Source organism: Pseudomonas sp. GM21 (assembly GCF_000282215.1).
In the GTDB taxonomy this organism is placed as follows: Bacteria; Pseudomonadota; Gammaproteobacteria; order Pseudomonadales; family Pseudomonadaceae; genus Aquipseudomonas.
In genome coordinates, this window is record NZ_AKJS01000019.1 from 55,257 (window position 1) to 80,244 (window position 24,988).

Genomic DNA, 24,988 nt, shown 5'->3' on the forward strand with positions numbered 1-24,988 from the left:
TTAAGCGATGGCCAAACGGCGCTCCAGCAGGTCTTCCAACTCATCCAGCAACTCGTCACCGCGCAGCAGTTCGTAGTGCCCGCCCGCCAGCAAACGATCTACGCCGTGACGGCCGACCTGTGTTTCAAACACCCGGCGTTCATCGTCGCGCCCGGCCACCCACCAGCGATGCGCCGTGGCCTGAATCGCCGGCAGTTGTCGATGGGCCAGTGCCAGTTGCTTGAGGCGTGAACCGGTGGCAAAGATCTGCGTCAGTTCCCCCGCACCCAATGCGGCTTGCCCGTTAGAACCGTGCATGGCCGCCTCGATCACCGCGATAGAGCCCTCGCGCTCGTTCACGTCAGCGGCTTTGAGCGCGATCAACGCCTGCGCCTCATCGGCTGGCAGACCGAGCACAAATCTCAAGAAATCGCCCAGATCTTCACGCCAGTCCCCCGCCTCTGCAGTGCCCACCACGTAACTGTCGACCAGCCCGGCAAACGCAACCGTTTCACCCTGTGATTCCAGTTCGTGAGCGACCAGTTGCGTCAGCGCTCCGCCCAACGACCAGCCCAGCAAGTAATACGGTCCATTCGCTTGCTGATGGCGGATCCGCTGCGCATAGGCTTGCGCCATGGCCACCAGCGACTCGTCCTGCCACTGAGGATCAAGCAACATGCGGCATTGCACGCCGTACACCGTGCGCCGGCCTTCCAGGCGCCGCGCCAGCGGTTCGTAGTCGAACACCGTACCGAAACCGGCGTGCAGGCAGAATAGCGCCGGCACATTCGGGATTCGCGCGTTCAGTGCCAGCAACGGCTCCGGCGCAGACACCGGTTCAGCCACCTGATAACCACTGAGTTCGGCAATGCAGGGTTTCTGCATCAAATCCCGCAGCTTCAATTCAAAGCCCGATTGCGGCTGGCTGCGTACCCGCGAGATGACTTTGAGCACCTGCAACGAGTCGCCACCCAGTTCAAAGAAATTGTCGTCGATGCCCACCTGCGGTACGCCGAGCACCTCTTGCCAGATCACGGTCAGCGCCGTTTCCAGTGCGTTGCGCGGCGCGCGATATCCACCGAGCGCCCACTCAGGCGAAGGCAGTGCGCGACGGTCGAGCTTGCCGTTGGCCGATAGCGGGAAACGCTCCAGCACCATGATCCGCGCCGGCACCATGTATTCCGGCAGTTGCGCTTGCAGTTCAGACTTCAAGCGACGATCCAGCCCGACAGCGCTGGCCGCCACCACATAACCGACCAATTGCTTGCCGGTCGGTGTCTCATGGACCACCACGGCGGCGTCCTGCACAGCCGCGCACTCACGCAAACGCGCTTCGATTTCGCCCAATTCGATACGGAAACCACGGATTTTCACCTGTTGGTCAAGCCGCCCGAGATAGTCGATCAACCCGCACTCGCGCTGGCGCACCAGATCGCCGGTGCGGTACATGCGGCCACCGGCCTCGAACGGATCAGGGATGAAGCGCTCGGCGCTCATGTCGGGACGCTGGTGGTAACCCCGCGCCAGACATTCACCACCCAGGTACAACTCACCGCTGACTCCGACCGGCAAGGGATTGAGGTCGGCATCCAGCACATACACCCCACGCCCGGCCACGCCTCGACCAATCGGCGCATAGGCCGCCTCGCAGGTTTCGCTGGCCTCGGCACGCCACAACAGCGGCGTGACCACGGTTTCGGTCGGGCCGTAACCATTGACCAGACGCTGCGGACGCAAGGTGCGCTTGACCTGTTCGAAACTCGCGTCCGGCACCGCGTCACCGCCAAAGCAATACACCTCGACCGCCGGCGGATTACCCATACGCTCGGCCACTTCGGCCATCTGTTGCAGGTACGCCGGCGGAAAGCAGGCCACGGTGATGGCATGACGATGGAGCATCTCCAAGGTGTGTTCCGGGGTCCACAAACTGTCCTCGCGGATCACCAGACTGCCGCCGGCCAACAGCACACTCAGCCAGCGCTCCTGAGCGCCGTCGAAGGCAAACGACATAAAGTGAAGCTCGCGACTGCGTGGAGCCAGTTCGTAGAGGTCAATAATGCCTCGGCAATGCCGGGCAATCGGCCCGCGTTCCACGGCCACGCCTTTCGGTTGGCCGGTGGAGCCGGAGGTGTAAATCAGGTACGCCAGATGCCCTGGCAACGGGGTGGAAACCGGGCACGCGTACTTATCGGCAAAGCTCAACTGATCGAGCAGCAGGCGTGGCGGGTGATCAGCCAGGGTCAACCGCTCGCCGAGATCGCTGTCGCAAAGCAGCAGGCTGGCGCTCGAATCGCTCAACATGTAGGCCAGTCGCTCGGCCGGGTACGCCAGGTCCAAAGGCAAGAAAGCCGCCCCTGCTTTCAGCACCGCGAGGAACGCGACAATCGTGCGTTCGGAACGCGGCAGCGCCACGGCTACCAGACTTTCCGGGCCGATGCCGCGAGCGATCAATTGCAGTGCCAGTCCATTAGCCAACGCCTCAAGTTCGGCGTAGCTGACTTCGCGATCCTCACAGAACAAGGCGATTTTCTGCGGTTGCGTGAGTACATGCTGATTAAAGGCGTGCAGCAGATCGGCGCTGTCGGCCGACGCTTGCGCCAGGCTGATGCGCGATTCAGGCAAACCAATATTGCCGAGCAGACACGTCGCGTCCTCCGGTAACGCACGCAACAACCCTTCGAGCTGCGCACGAATCCGTTCTACTTCTACCTCACTAAAGCGATCCCGCAGGAACAGGTACTCGACTTCCAGGCCTTCTTCGTTGGCACTGACCATCAAGTCCATCGGGAAGTTAGTCACGCCGCCACTTCCGACTTCGGCAAAGCGCAGCTCTCCTTCCTCGCCCCCGCGCAACGCACGGTCCACCGGATGGTTTTCGAACACGATGATGCTGTCGAACAAGCCCTGGCCACCCTGCCCGGCCCAGCGCTGAATGTCCGACAACGGCGTGTGTTCATAGTCGCGGACCATCAGGTTGTAGTCCTGCAACTCGCGCAACCACTCGCCCAACGGCTGTTGCGGGTCAAGGGTCTGGATCACCGGCAAGGTGTTGATGAACAGGCCGAGCATGTCCTGTGCCCCTGCAAGTCCCGTCGGGCGCCCCGCTACCGTGGCACCGAATGCGACACTGCGTTGACCGCTGTGGCGTTGCAGCAACAGCAGCCACGCGCCTTGCACCAGCGTGTTCAGGGTCACGCGTTGACGCTTGGCGAAGGTGTGGAGTTTGCGTGTCGCATCGGCGTCGAGGTTGCTGTACATCACGCCGTGGCCGGAGCCTGCGGCACCCGAGGCCTTGGCCAGAATGGTCGGTTCTTCGAGCAACGCCAGGCGCTCGCGCCAGAAGCCTTCGGCCTGTGCCCCGTCCTGACATTGCAGCCAGGCGATGTAATCGGCGTAGCGACCGGTCAGGGTCGGCAACGTGTCGTTGTGGTACAGGCGCAGCATATCGGCCAACAACCGCGAAGCACTCCAGCCGTCCAGCAACAAGTGATGGTAAATCCAGATCATTTGGTGGCGATCATCACCGAGGCGAACCAGGATAAAGCGCATCAGCGGCGGGCAGCTCAGGTCGAAACCCTTGGCTTGTTCCGCTGCTGCCAGTTCGCTCAGTGCCTGTTCGGTGTCAGACCGCTCACGCCAGTCAAGCTCTTCGATCGGCAACTCGACGTCGGCGAACACCGCTTGCAGCGGGTCGGCCAACCCATCGCGCCAGCGGAACGCGGCGCGCAGCACTTCGTGACGCTCAACCAACGCCTGCCAGGCCGCACGGAAACGCGGCACCTGCAAAACGTCCACCGCCACGCTCAACAGGTTGACGTAGGGGTTGAGTTCCGGCGAATCGAGGCAATGGAACAGCATGCCCTGCTGCATCGGAGATAGCGGATACAAGTCTTGCAGACCTTCACGGGCGGCGAGGTCGATGTGTGGCACCAGCGAGAAAGCTGCGACTTTCGGCGCCTCAACCAACGCTGCATCACGACTGCCAGCCACGGCGGCGAGTGCACGAATCGTCTGCTGCTCGAACAATTGCTTGGGACTGAACACCAACCCGCGCTGCCCGGCGCGGCTCACCGCTTGCAGCGAGATGATCGAATCACCGCCCAGTTCAAAGAAGTTTTCGGTGACACCCACCGAGTCCAGCCCCAGCAGCTCTTGCCAAATCTCCACCAGTAACGCTTCTGCGGGCGACGCGGCGGTCACGTGATCGTGGTGTGGTCGAGTGGCTTCCGGGGCTGGCAGCCCTTGACGATCAAGCTTGCCGTTCGGCGTCAGTGGCAATGCCGCCAGGCACATCAAATGCGCCGGCAGCATGTGCGCCGGCAAGCGGCTGCGTAGATGAACCGTCAGCTTTTCACGCAACGCCTGCTCATCGGCGAGCGGATCGCGCGGCACCACGTAACCGGCCAATTGGCGACTGACCGGGCCCTCGCGGTCGATCACGAAGGCTTCACGCACGCCTTCGTGTTCGAGCAGGCAGGCTTCGATTTCGCCGAGCTCAATCCGGAACCCGCGAATCTTCACTTGCTGATCGATCCGCCCGAGGTATTCAACCACACCGTCGACACGGAACCGTGCGAGGTCGCCACTGCGATACAAACGTGCGCCCGGTACAAACGGATCCGGCACGAAGCGCTCCGCCGTCAAATCGGGACGCTGATGGTAACCCCGCGCGACGCCCTCGCCGCCCAGGTACAACTCACCCGCCACGCCCACCGGCAGAGGCTGCAAGCCACCGTCCAGAATATAGGCGCTGCGATTGCCCACCGGCCGGCCAATCGGCATGAACGCCGAATCGAATTCGGTATCCGGATAGGCCAGCCAGATCAGCGGCGTGATCACTGTCTCGGTCGGGCCATAGCCATTGATCAGGCGCTTGGGTTGCAGCACCTGCTGGACTTCGTCGAACGCATGTTTGGCCATGCCTTCGCCGCATGGGGTATAGGAACGGATCGGCAGATCACGCCCCGCTTCGCCCATGAAATCGGCGATCTGGCCAAGATAACTCGGGGTGAAGCAGGCGATGGTGATGCCGTGTTTTTCGATTTCCGCGCAGGTGCGCTCAACGCTCCACAACTCATCGTCGCGCGGCATCACCGCCGACCCGAACACCAGCGGCGTCAACCAGCGCTCGTGGGCGCCGTCGAAGCTGATCGAGGCAAATTGCAGCTCGCGGTCGTCCGGGGTCATGCCGTACAACTCGCCAATCGACAGGCAGTGCATGGCCAGCGGACCGTGAGCGACGCTCACGCCTTTAGGCCGCCCGGTGGAGCCTGAGGTGTAAATCAGGTACGCGAGGTTTTCACCGCAAGTCAGGTTGATCGGGTTGGTTTCAGCCATCGACGCCAGCGGTTCGAGGTCGACTTCGAGCACCGGCAATCCTTGCGGCAACGGCAGTTTTTCCCGCAGCCACGATTGGCTGATCAGCAGCGAAATGCCGCTGTCTTCCATCAGGTAGCGCAGACGTTCGGCCGGGTACGCCGGGTCCAGCGGTACGTAAGCGCCGCCGGCCTTGAGAACCGCCAACAGCCCGATGATCATTTCCGGCGAGCGCTGCATGGCCAGGCCGACTCGCACTTCCGGGCCGATGCCCAGTGCGCGCAGGCGGTGGGCCAGTTGATTGGCGCGACGATTGAGTTGGTCGAAGCTCAATTGCAGGTCATTGAAGATCAGTGCCGTGGCATCCGGGCGGACAACAGCCTGGGCTTCGATCAACTGATGTACGCATAGCGGGTTTTGCGTTGCGGTGAACGGCGGGTTCCACTCCAGCAACTGTTGCGCACGCTCCGGCGCGGTCAGCAAGTCCAGCTCACTCAATGCCGCATTGGGCGCGGCGACCATCGCCGCCAGCAGCGCGGCCAGATGCTCGCTCATGCGTACCATCGCGTCGCTGCTGAAGTGGCTGCACTGGTAGCTCCAGTTAAGGCTGAGCTGGCTTTCGGCGGTGGCCGCCAAGGTCAACGGGAAGTTGGTGCGTTCGTGGTTGTGCGGGATGGAGAAGCTCAAACCGGCTGGCGCACCTTGTTGCAGTGCCTCGGCGACCGGGAAGTTTTCGAACACCAGCAGGCTGTCGAACAACGACTCGCCTGCGCGTCCGGCCCAGCGTTGAATGTCACCCAACGCGGTGAATTCATGTTCCCGCAATTCGAGGTTCTGCGCCTGCAAACGGCTCAGCCAGTGGCCGACGCTTTCAACCGCGTCCGGCGTGCTGATCACCGGCAAGGTATTGATGAACAGCCCGAGCTGGCTTTCGGCGCCTGGCAAGTCCACTGGCCGGCCGGCCACGGTCGCGCCGAACGCGACGCTGCGTTGGCCGCTGTAGCGCTGCAACAGCAGCGCCCACGCACCTTGCACCAAGGTGTTGAGCGTGACTTTTTGCTGGCGGGCGAAATCGCTGAAGCGTTGGCTGGTGACGACGTCGAAAGTCTGGCGATGATCGGCAAACGCTGTCGTCGACAGGTTGTTACAGTCGCCATGGGCCAGGCTCTGCGCCAACAACGTCGGGTTGTCGAGGGTCGACAGTTGCTCGCGCCAGAACAGTTCATCCGCCTGCGCATCCTGACGTTGCAGCCAGCCAATGTAATCGGCAAAACGCCCGGTTGGCGCCGGTACTGCCTGCCCGGCATACCGCTGCAACACTTCGCTCAGCAGCAGCGAATTACTCCAGCCATCCAGTAACAGGTGATGGTGTGTGTAGATCAGTTGCTGGCGTTCATCGTCGAGTCGCACCAGAGTCAAGCGCATCAATGGCGCCCGAAGCGGATCGAGTTGCAGGCGTTCACTGTCGATCAACTGTGCGAGTGCTTCGACCTGATCGCTGCGACCGCGCCAGTCGAGGCAGGTCATCGGCAATTGCAAATGACGATGGACCAGTTGCACCGGCGCTTCGAAGCCATCGGGAAAGTGAAAACTGCTGCGCAGGATCGGATGGGTGTCGAGCCCCGCCTGCCAGGCGCGGCCCAGTCGTTCGGCATCGAGGCCACGGGCTTCGACGTTCAGCTGGTTCACGTACGCGCCAGACGCTGACTCATACAAGCTGTGGAACAACAAACCGGCCTGCATCGGCGACAGCGGATAGACGTCTTCGATCTGCGCCGGCGGCACCGGCAGGCCATCGAGTTGTGCCTGAGTCAGGCGCGCCAACGGGAAGTCCGCCGGGGTCACGCCGCCCGCGCCATCGCTCAGGCAATGGGCGATCAACGCCAGCAATTCGCGCTGGTAATCCGCGGCCAGCGCTTCGATCTCGCGCTGATCAAAGCACTCGCGGCTGAAGGTCCAGTCGAGTTTCAGCTCACCGCCATAGATCTGACCGTCCACCGACAGCCAGTTCGACAACGGGGCCTGCGCCGATTGCGCGGCTCCGCTGGATTCGCGCGCCGGGGTAAACAACGCGTCCTCGGCGAAGCTCTGGTCGAACTGGCCGAGGTAGTTGAACGTCACCCGCGCTTGCGGTAATGCAGCCAATGCGGCTTGGGTCGACGCATCGCCCATGTAGCGCAACAGGCCGTAACCCAGTCCTTTGCCGGGGATCTCGCGCAGTTGCTGCTTGATCGCCTTGATCGAACCAGCAAGGTCGGTGGTTGGCGTAAGGCAAACCGGGAACAGGCTGGAGAACCAGCCAACGGTGCGGGTCAGATCGATGTCGTCGAACAGTTCTTCGCGGCCATGGCCTTCGAGTTGAATCAGAGACGATTCGAGACCGGTCCAGCGGCTGAGGGTGCGGGCCAATGCAGTCAGCAGCAGATCATTGACCTGTGTGCGGTAAATCGCTGGCGCTTGTTGCAACAATTGCCGGGTTTGTTCGCGGTCCAGGCCGATGCTGACGCCTTGGCGCAGATACCCGGCCTGACTGGCCCCGACATTGGCCGCTGGTAGTGAATCATTCGCCACGCTGAGCTGCGCCTGCCACCAGCTCAGTTCGTCGGTGGCGGCTTCGGAGCGTGCATAGGCGTCGAGTTTTTCGGCCCAGGCCTGGAAAGCGCTGGTCTTGGGCGGCAGATCCTGCCCAAGGTAGGCAGCCTGCAAGTCTTCCAGCAATACCCGCCAGGACACACCATCCACCGCCAGGTGGTGAACCACCAACAGCAACCGCTGGGAGCCATCGGCCTGGGCAATCAATGCCACCCGCAGCAACGGCCCGTCTTGCAGGCTGAGGCTACGTTGCGCTTCGTCGCACACCGATTCCAACGAGGCCTCGTTGGCGACGCGGGCGGTCCAGAGCATGTCGATCACGTCAGCGCTGTCAGCCCCGACATAACGTGCCGACCATTGACCATCGACCTGACTGAAGCGCAACCGCAGCGCATCGTGCTGCTTGAGCAGGCGTTGCAGTGCAGCTTGCAGGCGCGCTAATTCGAGGGTTTCGCGCGGCGTCAGCAGCACGGCCTGGTTCCAGTGCGCGCGTTGCGGGATTGGTTCGTCGAAGAACCAGCGCTGGATCGGCGTGAGTGTTTGCACGCCTTCCACCGGCCCTTGTTGCGCCTGTGGTGCCGCTTGTTCTTTGACCACTGCCGCGAGGGCTTGCAGGGTCTGCTGCTGGAACAGGTCTCGGGGTTGCAGGCTCAGACCGGCGCGACGCGCGCGACTGACCACCTGAATCGAGATGATTGAGTCGCCGCCCAGTTCAAAGAAGTTGTCCTGACGCCCGACCGGTTCCACGCCCAGCACGTCTTGCCAGATCTTTGCCAGAACCTGTTCGTGTTCGCTGCGCGGCGCTTCGAAGGCGCGTTGGCTGATCTGCGCGGTCGGTGCTGGCAGGCGTTTTCGGTCGAGTTTGCCGTTGGGGCTGAGCGGCATTTGTTCGACCAGCACGGTCTGCACCGGCACCATGTAATCCGGCAGGCTGGCGAGCAGATGGCTTTTCAGGTTTTCGCGCCACGTGTTTTGCTGTTCGTTATCGGCGCCCACTAATGCGCGATCCTGCGGCACGACGTACGCAACCAGTTGCTTGCCGCTTGGGCCGTCGAGGGCCAGCACCACGGCTTCCTGCACGTCGGCATGTTCTTGCAGGCGCGCTTCGATTTCCCCCAGTTCGATGCGCAAGCCGCGAATCTTCACCTGGTGGTCGATACGCCCGCAGTAATCAATGGCACCGTCGGCGCGATAACGCGCCAAGTCACCGGTGCGGTACAAACGCTCGCCGCTACCAAACGGATCGACCACGAAACGCTCGGCGGTCAGCGCACCCCGTAGGTGATACCCGCGCGCCAGACCGACGCCACCGAGGTACAACTCGCCCACCGCACCCAGCGGCAACGGTTGCAGTTCGCTGTCGAGGATGCAGGTGCGCAGGTTGGCAATCGGACGGCCAATCGGCACGCTGTCGCGGCCCTCTTCCACGCAGGTCCAGTGCGTCACGTCGATGGCTGCTTCGGTCGGGCCATAGAGGTTGTAGAGGTTGGCTTGCGGCAAGCTGCGCAGGGCTTGGCGTTGCAGCTCCATCGGCAGCGCTTCACCGCTGCAAATGATCCGTTGCAGCGAGGTGCAGGCCAGCGCCTCGTCGGCAGCGATAAACGCCGAAAGCATCGACGGCACGAAGTGCAGCGTGGTGACTGCCTGTTCGACGATCAACCTGGCGAGGCGTTGTGGATCGCGATGTTCACCCGGTGAGGCGATCACCAGCGTGGCGCCCTTCATCAGCGGCCAGAAAAACTCCCACACAGACACGTCGAAACTGAACGGGGTTTTTTGCAACACGCGGTCCGAGGGCAGCAAGTTGTAAGCTTGCTGCATCCATTCCAGACGATTGTGCAGCGCCACATGGCGGTTGCCCGCGCCCTTGGGTTTGCCGGTGGAACCGGAGGTGTAAATCACGTAGGCGAGGTTTTCGCCGACGGCAAGGTTCGGTAGATCGTTGCCCGGCAGTTCGCTCAGCCAATCGGCCTCGGCGCGCAGGCACAAGGTCCGCACGTTATCGGGGGTCGGCAATTGCGCCAGCAAATGTTCCTGGGTCAACAACAGCGAAATGCCGCTGTCTTCGATCATGTAACTCAACCGATCCAGCGGGTATTCCGGGTCCAGCGGCACATAAGCGCCGCCCGCCTTGAGAATCGCCAGCAGGCCGACGACCATTTCAAACGAACGGTCGCAGGCAATCCCCACCAGCACTTCCGGGCCGACGCCCTGAGTGCGCAAGTGATGGGCCAAACGGTTGGCGCACCGGTTCAATTGGGCGTAACTCATGGCCTGGTCCTTAAATACCAGCGCCGTCGCCTCCCCGTTTTCGACTACGCGTTCTTCGAAATGCCGCTGCACGCACACTTCACCCGGATAGGTCTGAGCGGTGGCGTTGAGGTCATCGAGAATGCGCAGGCGCTCGTCGGCGTCCAGTAGCGGTAACTCGGCGAGCGGGCATTGCGGATTCGCCAGCACGCCGACCAACAGGTTGCGCCAATGACGGGCCAAATCCTCGATACGCTCGGCGTCGAACAAATCGGTGGCATACGTCAGGCTGGCGAACAATTTGTCGCCCTCCTCCTGCGTATCCAGTTGCAGGTCGAATTGCGTGGTGTGCGCCGTGGCGTTCAGCGCTTCTACGCGCAGGCCGGCGAGCAAGCCGCTGACCGCCGCCGGTTTGGCTTGCTGGTGGTTGAACATCACCTGGAACAGCGGGCTGTGGCTCAGGCTGCGTTCACCTTGCAGCGCCTGCACCAGCCGCTCGAACGGTAAGTCCTGATAATCCTGGGCATCCAGCGACGCGGTACGGGTCTGGTCGAGCAATTGGCTGAATGGCAGACGTCCATCCAGTTCCGCACGCATGACCTGGGTGTTGACGAAGAAGCCGATCAGGCCCCGGGTTTCAGTGCGGTTGCGGTTGGCGATCGGCACGCCAACGCGCACGTCGGACTGACCACTGTAGCGATAGATCAACGCCTGGAAGCTTGCCAGCAACAGCATGAACGGCGTGACGCCGCGTTGTTTGGCCAAGTTCATCAACCCGCTGGCCAGGTTCGCATCGAGGGCGAGATCCAGGCGCGCACCGCGCTGGCTCGGTTGCGCCGGACGTGGGCGGTCGGTGGGCAATTCCAGCAGCGGTTGTTCGCTGCCCAGACGCTCGCGCCACCAGTTGAGCTGACGATCCAGTTCGCCCGCTTCCATCCAGCGGCGTTGCCACAGGGCGTAATCGCAATACTGGATTGGCAGCGGTTCCAGTGCCGCATTCTGCCCTTGGCAATGCGCGGCGTAGAGCCGGGAGAATTCCTCCACCAGCACTCCCATCGACCAGCCATCGGTGACGATGTGATGCAACGTCAACAACAGCACATGATCTTCGTCGTCCAGTTGCAAAAGACTGACTCGCAACAGCGGACCGTGTTGTAGATCGAACGGCCGCGCAATCTCCTGTTCGACGCTTTTCATTGCGAAATCCAGGCGATTTTCCTGAGGTTCGCCGCGCATGTCGATTGTCTCAATCGGCAGCGAGGTGAACTCGGCCAGCGTCTGCACCACCTGACCGTCATCCTCGACGAACCGGCTGCGCAGGCTCAGATGCCGCTCCAGCAACACGTCAAAGCTCTGCTGCAACGCCGCGACATTCAACGGCCCGTGCAAGCGCAACGCCGCCGGAATGTTGTACGCCGAACTCTGCGGATCAAGCTGCCAGAGGAACCATTGGCGCTGCTGCGCGTACGACAGTTCGAAGCTATTTTGCGGTTCTCTGGCCGGCGGAATCGGCAGTTGGCCGAAGCTCACGCCCTGCTCCTGCATACGGCTCAGAAACTCACGGCGTTTGTCGGCAGGCAGGCCGGCGAAGCGGCTGGCGATGCGCTGGGCAGTGGTGTGTTCCATCAGTTGATCTCCATCTCGTCGAGAAGCGACTCAAGCGCATCCAGACGTGCATCGTGGTCAGCCGGAGCGTGTTGCCCGGCCATGGCGGCATAAGCCTGCAGGTCGGTGGATTCGAACAGCGCACGCAGCGGCAGCTCGATGCCCAGCTCCAGTTCCACACGGGCACTGGCCTGGGCGGCGAGCAGCGAGTGCCCGCCCAATTCAAAGAAGTTATCGCGCCGGCCGATCTGCGCCACGCCCAGCACCTCGGCCCAGATCGCCGCCAGTTGCGGTTCGAGGTCGCCTTCGGGGGCTTCGAACGGACGTTGCCAGTCCTCGGCATCTGGCACTGACAAGGCCTTGCGGTCGAGCTTGCCGTTGCCGGTCAGTGGCAAGGCATCGAGCAGCAGCCAGTGGCTCGGCACCATGTAGTCCGGCAGATCGACCTTGAGCGCAGTGCGCAGGTGATCACGCCAGGCGATCGGGTCATGCGGGGTGTGCTCGGCCACGACGTAGGCGCACAACTGCGGTCCGCCGTCGCCGTTGTGAACGTTTAATACCGCTTGGCGCACGCCCGGCTGGGCCAGCAGCGCGGCCTCGATTTCGCCGAGTTCGATGCGGAACCCGCGAATCTTCACTTGCTGGTCGATGCGCCCGAGGTAATCGATGCTGCCGTCGCCACGCTGGCGCGCCAGATCGCCGCTGCGATACAGGCGTTGAGAAGCCTCGAACGGGCTCGGCACAAAACGCTCGGCGGTCAGGCCGAAACGCCCGTGATAACCACGCGCCAGACCGGCGCCGGCAATGTACAACTCACCCGCCACACCCACCGGCACCGGCTGCAACTGGCTGTCGAGCAAGTACCAGCGCAGGTCGCGGATCGGCAGGCCAATCGGGCTCTGGGCCTTGCCGTCGAGGTCGGTCAGACGAATCGCGCGGTAGGTCACGTGCACCGTGGTTTCGGTAATGCCGTACATGTTGACCAGGGTTGGCTGCTGATCGCCGAAGCGTTCGAACCAAGGGCGCAGGCTGGCGACTTCCAGCGCTTCACCGCCGAAAATCACCTGACGCAGCGCCAGGCTTCGTTCGCTGGCGCAAGCCACCGGCAACAGCTGGCGGAAAGCACTCGGGGTCTGGTTCAACACCGTCACGCCCTCATCGCAGAGCAAACGGTGAAACGCTTGCGGCTCGCGGCTGATGTCATATGGCACGATCACCAGACGCCCGCCGGTGCACAGCGAACCAAACAGCTCCCACACCGAGAAGTCGAAGGCATAGGAATGGAACAGCGTCCAGACATCGTCAGGGCCGAAGTTGAACTCGTCCGCGGTGGCTGTCAGCAGGCGCCCGACGTTGGCATGGCTGAGCAATGCACCTTTCGGCCGGCCGGTAGAGCCGGAGGTGTAAATCACATAGGCCAGGTTGTCCGGGGTCGCAAGCGCAGGCAGGTTTTCATCGCTGCAGGCCTCCAGCTCCAACGATTCGAGGCTCAATACCTGCACGCCATCGCGAGCCGACAAACCGTCAATCAAATGCTGTTGAGTCAGCAGCATTGTGATGCCGCTGTCCTCGATCATGTAGCTCAGACGCTCGGCCGGGTATTGCGGGTCGAGCGGCACATAAGCCCCGCCTGCCTTGAGAATCGCCAGCAAGCCCACCACCAGCGGCATCGCCCGCTCGGTGGCGATGCCGACACGGACCTCGGGGCCGACGCCCTGCTTGCGCAGTTTGCGCGCCAGTCGGTTCGACTTTGCGTCGAGCGCGGCGTAGCTCAGTTGCTCACCCTCGTAGACCAGTGCTATTGCGTTCGGTCGTTGCGCAGCCTGAGCTTCGAATAATTGGTGCAAGGTCGGCGACGATGGTTGCGCCTCGAATACCGGGTTCCAGTGCTGGACCAACGCCTCGTATTGCGGAGCTTGCAGCAACGGCAGTTCGGCAACGCGTTGCTGTGGGTTCTTGACCACCGCACGCAGCAGGTTGAGCCACTGCTCGGCGAGACGCTGCATCGACGCCTCGTCGTACACCTGCGTGGCGTAAGTCAGGCTGGCATCCAGCGCTTCGTCGTGCTCCTGAGTATCGAGTACCAGATCGAATTGCGTAGTGTGTTGCTGCCAGTGCAGACGCTCGACCTGCAAGTCGGCCACCTTACGTTCGACGCGCGACCCCATTTGCTGCTGATGGTTGTAGAGCACTTGGAACAACGGGCTGTGATTGAGGCTGCGGTCCGGTTGCAAGGCGTCGACCAATTGCTCGAACGGCACGTCCTGGTTGGCCTGCGCGCCCAATGCAACCTGTTTGACCTGTTGCAGCAACGCACTGAATGGCTGCTGCCCGTCGATCTCGGCACGCAGCACCTGGGTGTTGATGAAGAAGCCGATCAGGCCTTCGGTTTCGAGGCGCGAACGTCCCGCGCTCGGTACACCAACGCTGATGCTCGACTGCCCGCTCTGGCGATGCAGCAAGGTCTGGAAACTCGCCAGCAGCAGCATGAACAGCGTGACTTGCTGCTCCTGGGCACGGTGACGCAAACCGGCGAGCAACTCGCGATCAACATTGAGCATCAGGCTGGCTCCGCGCTCGCTGCGTCGGGCGGGGCGGATCAGTTCACTGGGCAATTGCAGCGGTGTCTGGCTGCCGGCCAGTTGCTCGCTCCACCACCCCAGTTGCCGCGCGCCCTCGCCGGCCTCCAGCCAGTCGCGCTGCCAGCGGGCGAAGTCGCTGTAGTTCACCGGCAGGCTGTTCAGGTTGGCAGCGTTGCCGTCGACGGCGGCCTGATACAACGCACTGAACTCATCAACCATGACCTGCATCGACCAGCCATCGGCGGCGATGTGGTGCACGGTCAGCACCAGCACGTGTTCGTCGGTGTTCACTTGCAGCAGCAACACGCGCCACAGCGGACCGTTACGCAAGTCGAATGGCCGGGCGATTTCTTCCGCCACCGCGCTGTCGACCGACAATTGATCGAGCGTGCGCTGTTCCAGTTGCAGCGCCAGCGTGTCATGCAGCACCGGACGGGCCTGCTGACCATCCTGTTCGAATGTCGTGCGCAGTGTTTGGTGACGGGCCTGCAATTGAGCGAAGGCTTCGCGCAAGGCACCGAGGTTGAGCGAGCCCTTGAGGCGCAGCGCGGCGGGAATGTTGTAGGCCGGGCTTTGCGGGTCCAGCTGCCAGAGAATCCATTGGCGCTGCTGGGCGTACGACAGCATCGGCGGTTGATCGACAGGCGCAGGTTGCAGGATCGGTTGGCCGCTGACGCTAGCCAGCGCCGCACGCTCGGCAAATTCCGCCAGAGTCGCCGCCGAGAACAGGCTGTTCACCGACAGTTCGAGGTGCAAGTGCTGACGCACCCGCGAGATCACCTGAAGCACCAGCAACGAGTGACCGCCCAGTTCGAAGAAGTTGTCGTTGCGCCCTACTCGCTCGACCTGCAACACGTCCTGCCAAATCAGCGCCAGTTGCGTTTCCAGCCCTTGGACCGGGGCTACAAAATCACGTTGTGCGTCGCTGGTTTCAACGCGGGGCAAGGCCCTGCGATCCAGTTTGCCATTATTGTTGAGCGGCAGTCTGGCCAGCAGGATCAGGTGGCTTGGCACCATGTATTCCGGCAATGACTGACGCAGAACAGCCTTGAGGCCTTCCAGATAGTCAGCTTCAGAAACCACCGCATCGCTGACTACGATGTACGCCACCAGCCGCGTGCCGTCCTGAGCGATGACCGCCGCTTCGCGCACGTCCTCGCAGGCTTGCAGACACGCTTCGATCTCGCCCATTTCAATGCGCAAACCGCGAATCTTCACTTGTTGATCGATACGGCCGACGTATTCCAGATGTCCGGCAGCGTTGTAGCGCGCCAGATCGCCACTGCGGTACAGCCGCGCACCCGGCTCACGGGCGAACGGGTCCGGCAGGAAGCGTTCGGCGGTCAGCGCCGGACGATCGAAGTAGCTTTGCGCGAGGCAGGCCGGTGCACCGATGCACAGCTCGCCAACGCCACCGTTGGGCAGCAATTGGCCGGACGCGTCCAGCACATACAACGCACGACCGGCAATGGCACGACCAATCGGGATGCCAAATGCGTCACTGGCATCGTCGAGTCGGCATTCATGCACGCTGGACACCACGGTCGCTTCGGTCGGACCGTAAGTGTTAAGCAGTCGCACGTGGCTCAATCCGGCCTGATGCCACAAGCGCAAACCTTCGACCGACATCGCTTCGCCGCCGACATGCACCTGACGCAAATTACCGAGATTGCGCACCACACCGCTCGCGCACTCGCGGGCCAGCAGGTACCAGTAAGCGGCGGGCAAGTCCGCTACGGTCACGCCCTGCTCGACGATTTCAGAAGCCAGTCGCCCGGCATCCCACAACTCATCACCGCGCATGATCAACGCAGCGCCGACGCACAGCGCCGGGAAGCACTGTTCGACGAATCCGTCGAAACTGAAGGTTGCGAACTGCAACACACGGTCCGCCGCCGACAGCATCGAATAGTCGGCGGCGCTCTGGCAGAACTCGCGCAACGCAGCATGGGCGATGGCCACGCCTTTGGGTTGGCCGGTGGAGCCGGAGGTGTAGATGACGTAGGCCAGGTCTTCGCCGACCGCGTTATTGGCCGGATTGCTGTCGGAGTAACCGGCGTTGTCGTCGAGGTTGAGACGACGCACGCCGGGCACATCTTCCAGCAGACCGGATTCGCACAGCAGCACGTCGAGCCGGCTGTCATCGATCATGTACGCCAACCGTTCCGCTGGGTAGCTCGGGTCCAGCGGCACATACGCAGCGCCACTTTTCAGCACCGCCAGCAAGCTGACGATCAGTTGCGGGCCACGGTGCAGCGCCAGTCCGACGCGTTGGCCGGGGCCGGCGCCGTTTTCAATCAGGCGATGGGCCAGACGGTTAGCCTGTGTATTCAACTGCACGTAGCTGAGGGACTGACCGTCGACCTGCAACGCCAGCGCGTCAGGGGTGGCGACGGCCTGAGCGGCGATTTGCTCGTGGACCAATAAGGCTGTGGACAACTGAACCGGCGCCGTTTGGCAGATCGCAAGCAGCGCCTGTTTTCCATCGACATCGAGCAGTTCCAACGCGCCCAATGCTGCCTCCGGCTGTGCTACCAAACGCATCAACAAATGCTGCAGGTTGGCTGACAACTCAGCGACCTGCGCTGCACTGAACCGCGCCGTGTCGTAGCTGAATTCCAGGCTCAAGCTTTCGCCCAGTTCGATGCCCAACGTCAGCGGATAATGCGTGCGTTCGTGGTTGTGCAGGTTGCCGAACGACAGCCCGGCCGGTGCGCCCTGTTTCAGCGCCTCGGCCACCGGGAAGTTTTCGAACACCAACAGGCTGTCGAACAGCGCCGAACCCTGCTGTCCCGCCCACCCCTGAATGTCATAAAGCGGCACATGCTCGAACTCGCGCATGGCCAGATTCAGCCCTTGCAGTTCGCTCAGCCATTGGCTGATGGTGCAATCCGGCCTCATCACGCACACCAGTGGCAGCGTGTTGATGAACAATCCAAGTTGTTCTTCAATTCCCGGCAGCGGCGCCGAACGACCGGCGACGGTGGCACCGAACACCACGCAATCCTGACCGGTGTAGCGATGCAACAACACGCTCCACGCTGCTTGCAGGACGGTGTTGAGGGTGACTTTCTCTTGGCGAGCGAAATCGGCCAGACGCTGGGTTGCGCGGCAGTCCAGGGCAATGCGGTATTCCCCGCAGCCCTCGACACCAACCGGCGGGCGCAAGGCTTCGGCGAGCAACGTCGGTGCCTCCAGTGGTGCCAGCGCAGCTTTCCAGAACTGCTCGCCCGCAACAGCCGACTGCTGCTGCAACCAGCCCAGGTAATCACGGTATTGCCCGGTCGGCGCGGGCAGGGATTGCCCGGTGGCGTAATGCTGAATGACTTCGGCCAGCAACTGCGCGTTGCTCCAGCCGTCCATCAAAATGTGGTGGCTGGTGTAGATCAGGTGCCAATCGTGGGAACCGGTGCGGACGAGTTTCAAGCGGAACAGCGGCGCGCTGCCCAATTCGAAGCCTTGGGCGCGCTCGGCATCGGCCAGTGCGTCAGGGTCGCTCGCTTCCAGCACTTCAAGTGGCAACGGGACTTCGCGGACAATCGCCTGATGCGCGGTGTCGAGGCCTTGCCAGTGGAAGCTGCTGCGCAGGATGTCGTGGCGTTCCAGCGCGATCTGCCAGGCGTGGGCAAAGCGCTGCGGATCGAGGCCGTGAATGTCCAGGCGTAACTGGCTGATGTAGGCACCGACTTCCGGTTCGTAGAGCGTGTGGAACAGCATGCCCTGCTGCATTGGCGACAGTGGATACACATCTTCAAGCGTCGCGACCGGCAATGCGTCGAGTTGCGCCTGACTGATGCGCGCCAACGGGAAGTCCGACGGCGTAGCGTGGGGCATTTCAACGGCACAGCAATGATCGATCAGCGCCTTGAGCTCCTGGGCGTAATCGTCTGCCAGGCGCTGGATAGTCACGGTGTCGAACATCTCGCGGCTGAAACCCCAGCTCAGCGACAACTCACCACCGTAGACCTGGCCTTCGACCATCAGCCAGTTGCCCAACGGCGCCGAAGGATCCTGCGCCACGCCGTTGCCTTCGGTGGACGGCACGAACATCGCGCCATCGTCGAACTGACGATCAAACTGCCCCAGATAGTTGAAGGTGATGCGCGGTTGCGGCAACGCGGCCAGTTCGTCACGAATCGCCGGGCTGCCCAGGTAACGCAGCGCGCCATAGCCGAGGCCCTTGTCCGGCACGCCACGCAGCTGTTCCTTGATTGTTCTGATCGATGTACCGAGATCGCTCGACGGCACCAGATTGACCGGGAACAGGCTGGTGAACCATCCCACGGTGCGGGTCAGGTCGATGTCATCGAACAGGTCTTCGCGGCCATGCCCTTCAAGCTGAATCAGCGCGCTGGCCTGCCCGCTCCAGCGGCAAACCGCGCGAGCCAGTGCGGTCAGCAGCAAGTCGTTGACTTGGGTGCGATAGGCCGCCGGGGCGTGTTGCAGCAGTTTGCGGGTTTGCTCGGTGTCGAGTTTGAGCTCGAGTTTTTGTTCGAAGCGGTTTTCCAGCGCGCCACTGGGGCGCTCGCACGGCAGCGCATTCGGTGCGTTGTTCAGTTGGGTCAGCCAATAACCGAGGCTTTTCTCAATGGCTGGAACGTGCGCTTGCAGGCGTTCTACCCAACGCTGATACGTGCTGGTTTTCGCCAACGACATGCTGCCGTCGCTGTAGAACCGCTGAAGATCTTCCAGCAGCACCCGCCAGGAAACGCCGTCCACCGCCAGGTGATGAATCACCAGCAGCAGGCGTTGTGTACCGTCGGCCATGGCCACCAGCAGCGCACGCATTAGCGGCCCATTGTGCAGATCAAGACTGCGTTGGGCTTCGTCGCACAGGGCATTGAGTTCTTCGAGCGACCGGGCCTGACGCTGCCACAACACCGACTCCGTGGTCGGCGCGTCGTAGATCTGCTGCCAGCCTTCGACGGTCTGCTCATAGCGCAAGCGCAAACTGTCGTGATGGGTCAGCAAATGCTCGATGGCGCGGTCCAGCGTCTCGGCGTTCAACACCTCACGCGGCACCAGCAGCAACGACTGGTTCCAGTGTTGACGCTCAGGGATCGCTTGCTCGAAAAACCACTGCTGCACCGGCGCCAACGCCACCGCGCCCATTGCCGGGCCCTGGTCGATCAACGGCTGCTCGCCGCTGCGGGCCGCTTGAGCGAGGCTGCGGATGGTCTGGTGCTGGAACAGGTCTTTGGGGCTCAACACGATCCCGGCCTGACGCGCGCGGCTGACCACTTGCATGGACACGATGGAATCGCCGCCCAGTTCGAAGAAGTTGTCCTCCAGACCGACGTTGTCGATGGCCAGTACGTCTTGCCAGATCGCGGCCAGAGATTTTTCCAGAACGCTGCGCGGCGCGACGTGTTCGCGTTGTTGCTGCGAACCATCGACTGTAGGCAAGGCTTTGCGGTCGAGTTTGCCGTTGGGGGTCAGCGGCAGATGATCGAGGAACAACAGAAACGCGGGGACCATGTAGTCCGGCAGATGCTGGCGCAGCGCGGCTCTGAAGGTTTCACGCTGAGTCGCTTGAGCGTCGACATCGTCCAGTAACGCTGGATCGCTAGGCACAATGTAGGCGACCAATTGCTGGCCGTTGACGCCATCCTGCGCCAGCACCGCCAGTTCGCGAACGGCGTCCTGCTGCAACAGCCGTGCTTCGATTTCACCGAGCTCGATGCGAAAGCCCCGGACCTTGACCTGATGGTCGATGCGCCCGATGTATTGCAACGTGCCTTCGGCGTGATAGCGAGTCAGGTCGCCGGTGCGGTACAGACGTTCGCCATTATCGGCGAAAGGGTTCGGCACATACTTTTCAGCAGTCATGCCTGGGCGTGCCAGGTAACCACGGGTGATGCCCGCGCCGCTCAGGTAAAGCTCGGCGCAAACGCCTTGCGGGACCGGTTGCAGCTCGGCATCCAGCAAATAACTGGCAGTGTGTTTGAGCGGTCGACCGATGTTCGCGCATCCGCCGGCCTCGCGACGGGTCCAAGTCGAATACGTGGTGTCTTCCGACGGGCCATACAGGTCGTAGACATGTTCGACGGTCGGCTGCTGATACAGCGCCTCCACCAGACTCAGCTTCAGCGGCTCGCCGGCCAGGTTGATGATGCGCACGCTTGGCGGAATCTGCCCGTCGCGTTGCAACGCATTGATCGCCGACGGCACGGTGTTGATCAGGCGCACCTGATCCCGCGCCGGCAGTTGCGGCAATTCCAGGGCGTTGCGGGCGATGATCACCGAGCCACCGTTGGCCAACGTGACGAAGAGTTCCCACACCGACAGGTCAAAGCACACCGAGGTCGAGGCCAGCACGCCTTGAATGTCTTCGCGGTTGTAGACCGATGCCGACCAGTCGATCAGCGCCAGCACATTGCGATGGGCGATGGCCACGCCTTTGGGTTTGCCGGTGGAGCCGGAGGTGTAGATGACGTAGGCAAGGTTGTCTGGCGTGACGCGGGTTTGCGGGGCATTTGCCGGGTATTCGGCCCATACCTTGTCGTCCAGCAACAACACTTGGGTATCGGCGGTCACTGTCAGTGTCGCGGCGACGGATTGTTCAGTCAGCAATACCAAGGCGCGACTGTCTTCGAGCATGTAGGCGACGCGCTCGACCGGGTAATCCGGGTCCAGTGGCACATAGGCGCCGCCGGCCTTGAGTACCGCGAGCAACGCCACCAGCAGGTTTTGCGAACGCTGCATCGCTACGCCGACGCGGACTTCCGGGCCGACGCCCATTTCGATCAGTTTGTGCGCCAGGCGATTGGCCTGGATGTCGAGTTCAGCGTAAGTCAGCCGCTGGGTGCCGAAGGTCACCGCCCATGTATTCGGACTGTCCGCGGCTTGTTGGCTGATCAGTTCATGAATGCACAGGTCTTGCGGGTAGTTTTCGTCAGCTCGGTTCCAGTCATGCACGATGCGCTGGTATTCCGCGCTTTCCAGCAGCGGCAAATCGCTGATGCGCTGCGTCGGATCGCTGACCATGCCTTGCAGCAGGCGGGTCCAGTGCTGCGCCATGCGCGTGATGGTGTCGGCGTCGAACAGGTCGTTGGCGTAGGTCAGCGCGGCGTGCAGCTTGCCGCCCTTTTCGTAGGTGTCGAGGGTAAGGTCGAACTGCGTGGTGCGCCCTTCCCACTCAATTGCTCCGAGTGTCAGGCCAGAGGCGGTGCTGACGGTGGCAATGTCCGCAACCTGCGGCTGGTGGTTGTACATCACCTGGAACAGCGGCGTGTGGCTGAGGCTGCGTTCCAGTTTCAGCGCCTCGACCAAGCGCTCGAACGGCAAGTCCTGATGGGCCTGGGCACCAAGGGCGGTTTCCTTGATGGCGCGCAGCAAGTCGTCGACGCGGGTCTGGCCGTCGAGTTGCGTGCGCAGCACCTGGGTGTTGACGAAGAAGCCGATCAGGCCTTCGATTTCGGCGCGGTTACGGTTAGCGATGGGCACGCCGACGCGGATGTCAGTCTGCCCTGTGTAACGATGCAGCAGCGCGTTGAAGGCGCCGAGCAACAGCATGAACAAGGTGATGTTGTGTTTCTGCGCGGTGGCGCGCAGTTGTTCGGCCAGTTGCGCATCGACGGCAAATTCGTAACGCGTGCCGCGATAGCTCGGCATTGCCGGGCGCGGGTGGTCAGTGGGCAGCTCCAGCACCGGGTGTTCGTCGCCCAATTGCGCTTTCCAGTAATCGAGTTGGCGTGCCTGCTCCCCCGCTTCCAGCCATCGTCGCTGCCACAGTGCATAGTCGCTGTATTGGATCGGCAATGGCGCGAGTAGCGGTTGGGCGCCCGCGTCGAACGCGTCGTAGCAACGGATGAATTCGTCGATCAGCACGTTCATCGACCAGCCATCGGACACGATGTGGTGCAGGGTCAGCAGCAACACGTGTTCCTGATCGGCGAGTTTGAGCAAGGTAACGCGTAGCAAAGGGCCGACTGAAAGATCGAATGGCAGCACCGACTGCTGCCCGGCTGCTTGTGCGACCGCGAGTTCGCGCTCTGGTGCCGGTAACGCGCTGAAATCCACATGATCGATCACCAGCGGCGCGCCGGCTGGTACTTGCAGCAACGTGTCGTCAGCTTGGCGCTGGAACACCGTGCGCAGGGTTTCGTGACGCTCGACGAGGCTGGCGAACGCCTGCTCCAGTGCGGGCAGATTCAGCCGCCCGTTCAGGCGCACCGCCCCCGGCAGGTTGTAGGCGCCGCTGTGCGGATCCAGTTGCCAAAGAAACCACATGCGTTGCTGGGCGTACGACAACGCCTGGCGATCCTCGGCTTCGACGCCGGCAGGAATGGGGAAACGGGCGAAATCAACGCCTTCCTTTTGCAAGGCCGCAAGGAACATCTGGCGCTTTTCCAGGGGCAACCCGATAAACCGGCGAGCAAGTTTCAAGGAGTCTTCAGCATTCATTTCTAAGCATCCGGATCAGTGGCGGGAAGCACAAAGGCACGTCGTCCCTATAAAACGAATGCACACCGGAAAAATTAACGAATGAGAATAAGTATCAGGAAGGAGGTAGAACGCGGAGTGTCATTGTGGGAGCGAGCCTGCTCGCGATGGCGGCGGCACATTCAACATCGATGTGACTGATCTACCTCTATCGCGAGCAGGCTCACTCCCACAGGGGTTCGCGGGGAATATGAGAATGTGTCAGGCGCTGGCGGCCATGGCATGTCGGCGATGGTGAACGTCGAGCTGATCCTTGATCACCCGCAACACCTTGGCCTCGTGCTCATGGATAAAGAAGTGACCACCGCTGAGCATGTCCACGGAAAAACTGCCGTGGGTTTCCTTGCTCCAGCCGATCAATTGTTCAGGGGTGGCGCGATCAGACTTGCCACCGAGCACGTGCACCGGGCATTGGAGCAAGGGGCGTTGCTGCGGTTCGAAACGCCCACACAACAGAAAGTCCGCACGCAGGACAGGCAACGTCAGGCTCATCAGCTCCGCGTTGGCCAGCACTTCTTCGCTGGTGCCGTTGAGGGTGCGCAGTTGCTCGATCAATTCGGCATCGGTTTTCGGCTCGGCGAAACCGCGATCATAATCTGCGCGCATCGTCGGCGCGGCAGTGCCAGAAGCGAACAGCGCCACCGGCTCCGGGCTGCCCAGCGAACGCAACGCATGGGCCATTTCACAGGCAAGCAATGCGCCCAGGCTATGGCCGAATATCGCGTACGGCGTCTTGAGCGTGGCGATGTGTTCCTGCGCGAGTTGCAGCGCCAGGCGCCGCATGTCGGTGTGCAACGGCTCGCCAAACCGCGCGCCACGGCCGGGCAACTCGACCGGTTTCAGCGTGAGCCACTCCGGCAACTTGCGCCGCCAGCGGCTGTAAACCATGGCGCTCGCGCCTGAATAGGGCAGGCACAGCAATGTCAGCTGGGTCACCGGGCTTACCTCGAAAAGTCGTCTGTATAAGAGAACGGATGAGCGCCGCGAGGAATTAGTCGTACACATCCCCCCTGTAGGGTTCTTTATTTCAAGTGGCGGAAGCTTTGAATCGCGGAAACAAGCACTACGGCCCCTGCGGCTATTGCCAGCCAAAACCCGCTGCGCGCTCCAAATGCATCGATCAGCCACCCCGAACCGGCCGCGCCAATCGCCACCCCGATGCTCAATCCGGTGACCAGCCAGGTCAGGCCTTCAGTCAACCTGGCCGGTGGCACGATGCGCTCCACCAGGGCCATGGCGACGATCAAGGTCGGCGCAAAAAACAGCCCGGCAACGAACACCGCCAACGATAATCCAGGAATATTGCTCGCCAGCAGCAATGGCAGCGTCGTCACCGCCGTCGCCACTCCGCCGTACAAGAACAAGCGCGGCAACGGCACTTTAGAGCGCAACGCCCCAAACGCCAGCCCGGCCATGCATGAACCCATCGCGTACACCGACAACACAATACTCGCCGCCGCCGGTTGGCCCTGCTGCTGGGCGAACGCCACGCTGACCACATCGACTACGCCAACGATGATGCCCATGGCGACCATCAACACCATGAGCAACTGAATCTCGCCCGAACGAATAATCGAGCCTTGATGGTGTTCTTCATGCGGATGAATCGCTGGCTCGGTGTCGCGTTGCAGGACGAACGCTGTGACGCCGATTGCCAGCATCAACAAGGCCGCCAGCGGCCCGGCCTCGGGGAACGCCACCACGCACAAGCCCACCGACAATGGCGGCCCGACAATAAAGCAGACCTCGTCCAGCACGGACTCCAGCGCATACGCGGTTTGCAATTCAGGCTCACCGCGATAGACCTCGGTCCAGCGCGCCCGCACCATCGCCGACATGCTCGGCATGCAACCGGCGAGCGCTGCGAACACAAACAACGTCCACTGCGGCGCCTGCAAACGGGTGCAGAGCAACACCATCAACAACGCCCCGCCACCGATCAATGCTGACACAGGCAAGATCCGACGCTGCCCAAAACGGTCCACCAGCCGCGAGACCTGCGGCGCACAAAACGCCGTGGACAGGGCAAACGTCGCGGCCACCGCACCGGCCAGTCCGTAGCCACCTTGCAGTTGCGAGAGCATGGTGATCAGGCCGATGCCGGTCATGGAAATCGGCATGCGCGCGATCATCCCGGCCAGCACGAAGGCGCTGCTGCCGGGGGCTTTGAACAGGTCGCGGTAAGGATTGGCCATGGTTCGAGGTCTCGACAAGGGTGT

4 protein-coding genes are annotated in these 24,988 nt (G+C 62.3%); all 4 read right to left on the bottom strand.

Features of this window, described 5'->3' with window-relative positions; translation table 11 throughout:
- Window positions 1–11,763 carry a non-ribosomal peptide synthase/polyketide synthase gene (locus tag PMI22_RS24325; protein WP_007943440.1) on the bottom strand — a complete coding sequence of 3,921 codons (11,763 nt, stop codon included), beginning with the start codon at window positions 11,761–11,763 and terminating at the stop codon, window positions 1–3.
- Entirely contained in the window at window positions 11,763–22,730 is a 10,968-nt protein-coding gene (locus PMI22_RS24320) for a non-ribosomal peptide synthetase (protein ID WP_007943441.1), read from the bottom strand. Before PMI22_RS24320 ends, PMI22_RS24325 begins: the two co-directional genes overlap by 1 nt.
- A gap of 240 nt (window positions 22,731–22,970) precedes the next feature.
- The gene (locus PMI22_RS24315; protein ID WP_007943442.1) at window positions 22,971–23,705 is read right to left on the bottom strand and encodes a thioesterase II family protein; all 735 of its coding nucleotides are present in this window, start codon (window positions 23,703–23,705) and stop codon (window positions 22,971–22,973) included.
- Between the two features lie 86 nt (window positions 23,706–23,791).
- Window positions 23,792–24,964 carry an MFS transporter gene (locus tag PMI22_RS24310; protein ID WP_007943443.1) on the bottom strand — a complete coding sequence of 391 codons (1,173 nt, stop codon included), beginning with the start codon at window positions 24,962–24,964 and terminating at the stop codon, window positions 23,792–23,794.
- Window positions 24,965–24,988: the final 24 nt, after the last annotated feature.

Excerpts from the sequence above, each read along its gene's own strand:
- PMI22_RS24320 (WP_007943441.1), bottom strand. The coding sequence starts at position 22,730 with ATGAATGCTGAAGACTCCTTGAAACTTGCTCGCCGGTTTATCGGGTTG.
- PMI22_RS24310 (WP_007943443.1), bottom strand. The coding sequence starts at position 24,964 with ATGGCCAATCCTTACCGCGACCTGTTCAAAGCCCCCGGCAGCAGCGCC.
- PMI22_RS24325 (WP_007943440.1), bottom strand. The coding sequence starts at position 11,763 with ATGGAACACACCACTGCCCAGCGCATCGCCAGCCGCTTCGCCGGCCTG.